Source organism: Chitinimonas sp., assembly GCF_041904975.1.
Taxonomy (GTDB): domain Bacteria; phylum Pseudomonadota; class Gammaproteobacteria; order Burkholderiales; family Chitinimonadaceae; genus Chitinimonas.
The window spans coordinates 1-5,453 of sequence record NZ_JAYRLZ010000275.1; the positions used below are offsets into that span (position 1 = coordinate 1).

General features: G+C 59.7%; 5 protein-coding genes. All 5 read left to right on the forward strand.

Annotation, left to right across the window (positions count from 1 at the left end):
• Positions 1-54 precede the first annotated feature (54 nt).
• On the forward strand, positions 55-1,086 hold the full coding sequence (locus ACE3OH_RS18695) for an efflux RND transporter periplasmic adaptor subunit (protein ID WP_374356766.1): 1,032 nt from the start codon (positions 55-57) through the stop codon (positions 1,084-1,086).
• A 14-nt stretch (positions 1,087-1,100) separates the two neighbouring features.
• Entirely contained in the window at positions 1,101-1,826 is a 726-nt protein-coding gene (locus tag ACE3OH_RS18700) for an ABC transporter ATP-binding protein (RefSeq protein WP_374356768.1), read from the forward strand.
• A 73-nt stretch (positions 1,827-1,899) separates the two neighbouring features.
• Entirely contained in the window at positions 1,900-2,745 is an 846-nt protein-coding gene (locus tag ACE3OH_RS18705) for a nitroreductase family protein (protein ID WP_374356770.1), read from the forward strand.
• A gap of 22 nt (positions 2,746-2,767) precedes the next feature.
• Positions 2,768-3,205 carry a DUF2141 domain-containing protein gene (locus tag ACE3OH_RS18710; RefSeq protein WP_374356773.1) on the forward strand — a complete coding sequence of 146 codons (438 nt, stop codon included), beginning with the start codon at positions 2,768-2,770 and terminating at the stop codon, positions 3,203-3,205.
• Positions 3,206-3,887: 682 nt separating this feature from the next.
• Positions 3,888-5,453, forward strand: a 1,566-nt coding sequence (locus ACE3OH_RS18715) for a hypothetical protein (protein WP_374356775.1), incomplete at its 3' end; no start/stop codon positions are given.

Below are 5,453 nucleotides of genomic sequence, written 5' to 3' on the forward strand. Positions count from 1 at the left end.
GGTGCAGGCAAGCTCACCCCCTGGCGCACACGCGTTGCGCAAAGAAAGACTGCGATGACTGACAAAACCCTGACTGACAAACGTGATCTGCTGCATTCGCTCGCCCACCGGGAAACCGCGCCCGCAACGCACAGCACCCCAAGCCGCCGGCCCCCATCGCGGCGCATGTTCTGGCTGGTGCTGGGTGCGCTGAGCATCACCGCGGCCAGCACTGCCGCCAGCCTGCTGCACAAACCCGTTGCCGATGCCTTGCCCGCAGCACACAGCGAGGCCAAGCCGCTCGCCGCAGCTGCGACCGCGCCGCTAGCAGTGACGAACGCCAAGCTCGAAGCGGCCGGCTTCGTCACCGCTACGCGCACGGCAACGGTATCGGCCCGCACCATGGGTGTGCTGCAATTGATACGCGTGAATGAAGGTGACCATATCGCGAAAAACCAGGTGATTGCCCAGCTGGACGACACCCATGCCCGCATCGACTTCGAACAAGCGCAGGCCAATGCCAGCCTGGCAGCCACCCGGGTCAGACAGGCGGAAATCGAGGCGATGGAAGCGGAGCGGGTACTGGCGCGCGAGCGCACCCTGGTAAGCGCCAATTTCTCCAGCGCCGCCTCGCTGACCCGGCTCGATACCGCCTTGCAGCTCAAACAGGTGGCACTGGACACGGCGCGCCAGGAATTGCAGGTGGCGAGAATAGCCGTGCAGCGCAGCCAGGCACAGTTGAACGAATACACGATACGGGCACCGTTTGCCGGCGTGGTGCTGGAGCGCAATGCCCAGGAGGGCGAAACCATCGCACCGAGCTCGGCCGGCGGCGGCTTCACCCGCACCGGTATCTGCACCATCGCCGATATCGAATCACTGGAACTGGTGGTGGATATCAATGAGGAAATGATCGACCGGGTCAAACCGCAGCAGCGCATCAGCGCCATTGCCAATGGCAGCGCCGGCAAAACCATCAGCGGCAAGGTATTGCGGCTGGAGCCCGCCGCCGACCGAGCCAAGGCCACCGTCAAGGTGCGAATCCAGCTCGCCCACACCGATGCCACCTTGCTGCCCGGCATGTCGGTACGCGTCAGCTTTCTGTAAACGGAGACAACATCATGAACCAGCCCCTGTTCAGCTTGCGCCATATCAACAAGGCCTATCGTCGCGGCGACGAAGTGGTTTCCATCTTCGACCGGATGGACATGGACGTACATGCCGGCGATTTTCTGGCAGTGATGGGCCCGTCGGGCTCCGGCAAGACCACCTTGCTCAATCTGCTCGGTGCCATCGACCGCCCCGATGCCGGCGATATCCAGTTTCGCGGCCAGTCCATCGCACAGCTGAGCGCCGAGCAACAGACAGCCTGGCGCGCCAGCCATGTCGCCTTTGTTTTCCAGTCCTTCAATCTGCTGCCGATGCTCAGCGGCTTTCGCAATGTCGAGCTGCCCTTGATGCTGACCGGCATGTCGGCAGACGAGCGCCGTGCACGGGTCACCACGGCACTGGAGCTGGTCGGCCTCAGCCAGCATGCCGCACGCATGCCGGCGCAGCTGTCTGGAGGACAGCAACAGCGCATCGCCATCGCCCGTGCACTGGTAGCCGATGCCGCAGTCATGCTGTGCGATGAGCCCACTGGCAATCTGGATCGCCGCACCTCCGGCGAAATCATGGAAACCCTGTCCCTGCTCAACCAGGAGTTCGGCAAGACCATCGTGCTGGTCACCCATGACCGCGAGGCGGCGCGCTACGCCAAACGCATCTGCCATCTCGACAAGGGTCGTTTCGATTTCGACGCGGCGGCAATCGCACCGGCACAACCGCCGGAACCATGCGCCGCCTGAGTAGCGGTTTGCACAATGAACAAGCGGCCGGTGCCCAAGGCACCGCGCCGGCCATCATATCTTGGAGAATGTCGTGAATTCCGACCGTGCCGCCACCGTTACCGCCCTCTTGCAGTCACATCGCTCGATCCGCCGCTTCACCACGCAGGAAGTGGATATGGCCTTGATCGACCAGGTGCTGGAAGACGCCCATGCCGGCTCTTCGTCCAGCAGCAATCTCAGCCAGATCGCGGTGATCCGCACCCGCGACCCGGTGCGCCGCGCCAAGCTCAGCGCCTTGCATTTCGGCCAGCAGATGGTGTTGCAGGCCCCCCTGGTGCTGACCTTCTGCGCCGATGTATACCGCACCCGCCAATGGCTGGCGCAGCGCCAGGTGCGCAATAACTTCGACAATCTGCTGGGCTTTCAGACCGCCGCCATCGATGCGGTGATCATGGCGCAAAGCACCGCCTTATTGCTGGAAAGCCATGGCCTCGGCATCTGCTATATGGGCTCCACCTTGCATGCAGCCAAGGAAATTGCCGATTTTCTGGCGCTGCCGCCGCACAGCATGCCGATCGTTAGCATGGTGGTGGGCTGGCCGGCCGAGCAGCCACCGGCGCGCAAACGCCTGTCCAGTGAGGCCTGGATCCATGATGAATGCTATCGAGCGCACAGCGCTGACGACATCGATCGCCTGTACACCCCGCATGAGCAGCGCGAATGGGCCGGTTTCAACAGCATCAACCAGCAGATCAGTGCCAGGCTGGCCGAAATGAATATCGACTCGATGGCCAAATACATCACCAGTGATATGGGCTATTCACCGGCAATCTTCACCCGCGATTCGAAACGCTATTTGCAGCTTCTGCAAGAAAAAGGCTTTATCCCGTCGCCGGCACCAGCCAGTGCCCGCCAGGCAGAGTCGGTCGAGAACTGAATACACAGCGAAGGAGTTCACCATGCGTTTTCCGATTTTGGCCAGCCTGCTGGCCGCGACCCTGGCAAGCACCAGCTTCGCCGCCGAGTCGGCGCGATTCGATCTGACCGTGGATATCACTGGCATCCGTAGCGGCGCCGGCAAAATACGGGCGGTGCTGTGTACCGCGCAGGAGCGCTTTCCCGACAGTTGCCGGATCAGCAGCATCGCCACGGCCGTCGTGGGTAACACCACCTTGGTATTCCATGGCGTGCCTGATGGCGTCTATGCGCTGGCAGCCTTTCATGATGAAAACGGCAATGGCCAGCTCGATATCGGCAACGGTTTTCCCAAGGAGGGTCTCGCCTTCAGCAATAACGTGATGGGCGAGCGCGGCGTGCCGGCTTTTTCGGCAAGTGCCTTCAAACTGATCCAGCACAGCCGCCTGCCGGTAAGGATGCGCTATCTCGGCGCCAGATAAGCGCCCGATCCGTTGCGCCTGGCGCAAGGCGCAGTACAAGCGGCACATCTGCGCCATGGTGTGCCGATCTGGATGCGCCGGGTGGATTGCCGCACTGGCGAGAAGACAACACCCCGACATGCCAGTCCGGCAAGGCATACCGGCCGGACATCGACCCTGCCTGACCCGCGCTGCATGGCGCCGCCACAGGAAAATCAAGGCCTTACTGCTGGCGACTGGCTGCCCTGCATGGTGGCGACGAACCTCTGGTTTGGCTTCTGCCGCCAGCACACGCAGCCATCCTGCGTTGCAGCTACCCCCCATCAGCCTACGCTCTGGTAATCTCAGTCACCGCAATGCATGCAAAAGTCTAGCTAGGGAATTCCCTTGCAAACTGGACAAATGTGCTGCACTGCCAGAACCAGCCAGCCGTTCCGGCCGGCTTGTCTTTCGGGAAATGACGCATCGCGACAGAAAAAGGTGTGCATACATGCGACACAACACATGACCAGCCCGTTCGCCCGATCCTGAACACACACAAGCAAATCGGGCCGCAGGGCAAATCCGATATCGCATCGAGTCGGTACCATGGGCCGGACAGCCAGCAAACCTGCCGACACTGCCACCTCACCAGAGCGACCCTATGTCCCAGCTATCGATCGCAGGATACATACGTCCACTCAGACTGCCCGCCGTAAAGCCGGTGACATTCACCCTCGAGCGTCTGCTGCAGTTCCTCGCGATGGTCACGGTGGCCACAGCAGGCTTTCTGGTGTGCATGAATCTGTCGGCACCACAGCATGCCGATTCGACGCTGGCCGCACATTTCACCCCCGCAGGGCACCCTTCCGCAATTCACTCCGGTGCAACCATCAAGGTGGAACCAAACGACTCGCACTATCTGTTTGATGGCATCGATGAGCGCAATTCCGTATTCATCCAGACCAGCGCCGATATGCCTACCGAGCAGGCGGTGCAGCGGCTGTTTGCCGGCGAAGGCATCCCGGCACAACCGATGCAGATACATGACCCGACGTTGCAATCCGGTGTCGGCACCAGCACCTATTTCTTTTTCAAGGTTCTCAATCAGGGGGAAGATGCTGCGGTGAAATACGGCATGCCCACACCGCGGCGTGTCTCCATGTGGCTGTGGAATGAATCGCATCGCGCATTCGAGCTATGCGCGCAGGCTGGCACCGATGTGCGCCATGCGTCGTTTTGTGGCAAGCCTGAATACACCATGCCCAATACCCACGTCACCTTGATGCCATTACCGCATCGAACCGCGACGGAATATGTGCTGGTTCGTGTGGACGACGATTTCGCGGTCTACAACGCATTGCAGGTTCTTACACCGAATGAAATCAATAAAAAGCAACTTGATACCGCATTTGAAAATGGCATCAATGTATCGTCAATCATCATTGCGCTTTCATTTGCCGCCTATTACTGGCTAGCATTCAAGCGACATTCGTTTTTCTTCCTGATTTTCTCGGCCCTGGCTTATGCCAGCCGCTATGTATATTTCTATAGCGGCTTGTTGAACTTTGCCGACGGCATGTCGGCATTGTCCCGCATGCTGGCTACCGGCACCTATGCCGTCTATTTTGCCCTGCACGCCATCGGCATCGTCAGCCTGTTGATCGAAATCCGCAAGGTGGAGGGCCGACAAACCGCTAACCCGTTTGCCCTGGCCTGTTTTGGCATGGCCATAGGCAGCAGCCTGTTCACCGCCATCGCCGCCATCGCCTATTCAGGCCTGGGCATGCTGTATCTGGCGCCTGAGCTTACCTCCTGGGGCACCTTGCACAATCAGCTCATCAGTGCCAGCTTCCTGCTCCTGGGGCTGCTGATCGAAGGGCATGAAAATGGTTATACGCTGACCCGCCTGATGATTTTCTCGGAGTGCCTGTTGATCGGTTCCGGCCTGATATTCGTTCTTCCGGCCTTTGCATCATTCAGCAATCCCTATGTGCGTTTTTTCCTGATGAACGCCATCTATATCGATATCTTCCTGTGGAGCATTGCCATCAATAACTTCCATCTGCACCTGGAACAGATGGCACGCAATACGTTTGAGCAACATGTTGAAAACAAGGCACAAGCCCTGTTCGAATCGCAGCAGGCGCTCAGCCGGGTGAACCGCCAGGTGGTGGAAAGCACCAGTGCCCAGCATCGCGCCTATGTCACCTTGCTGCACATCATGCGTACCTATACCCATGCAGCCCAGGGCGCCATCAAGACCTTGTCGATACGCAATTCGAAAATT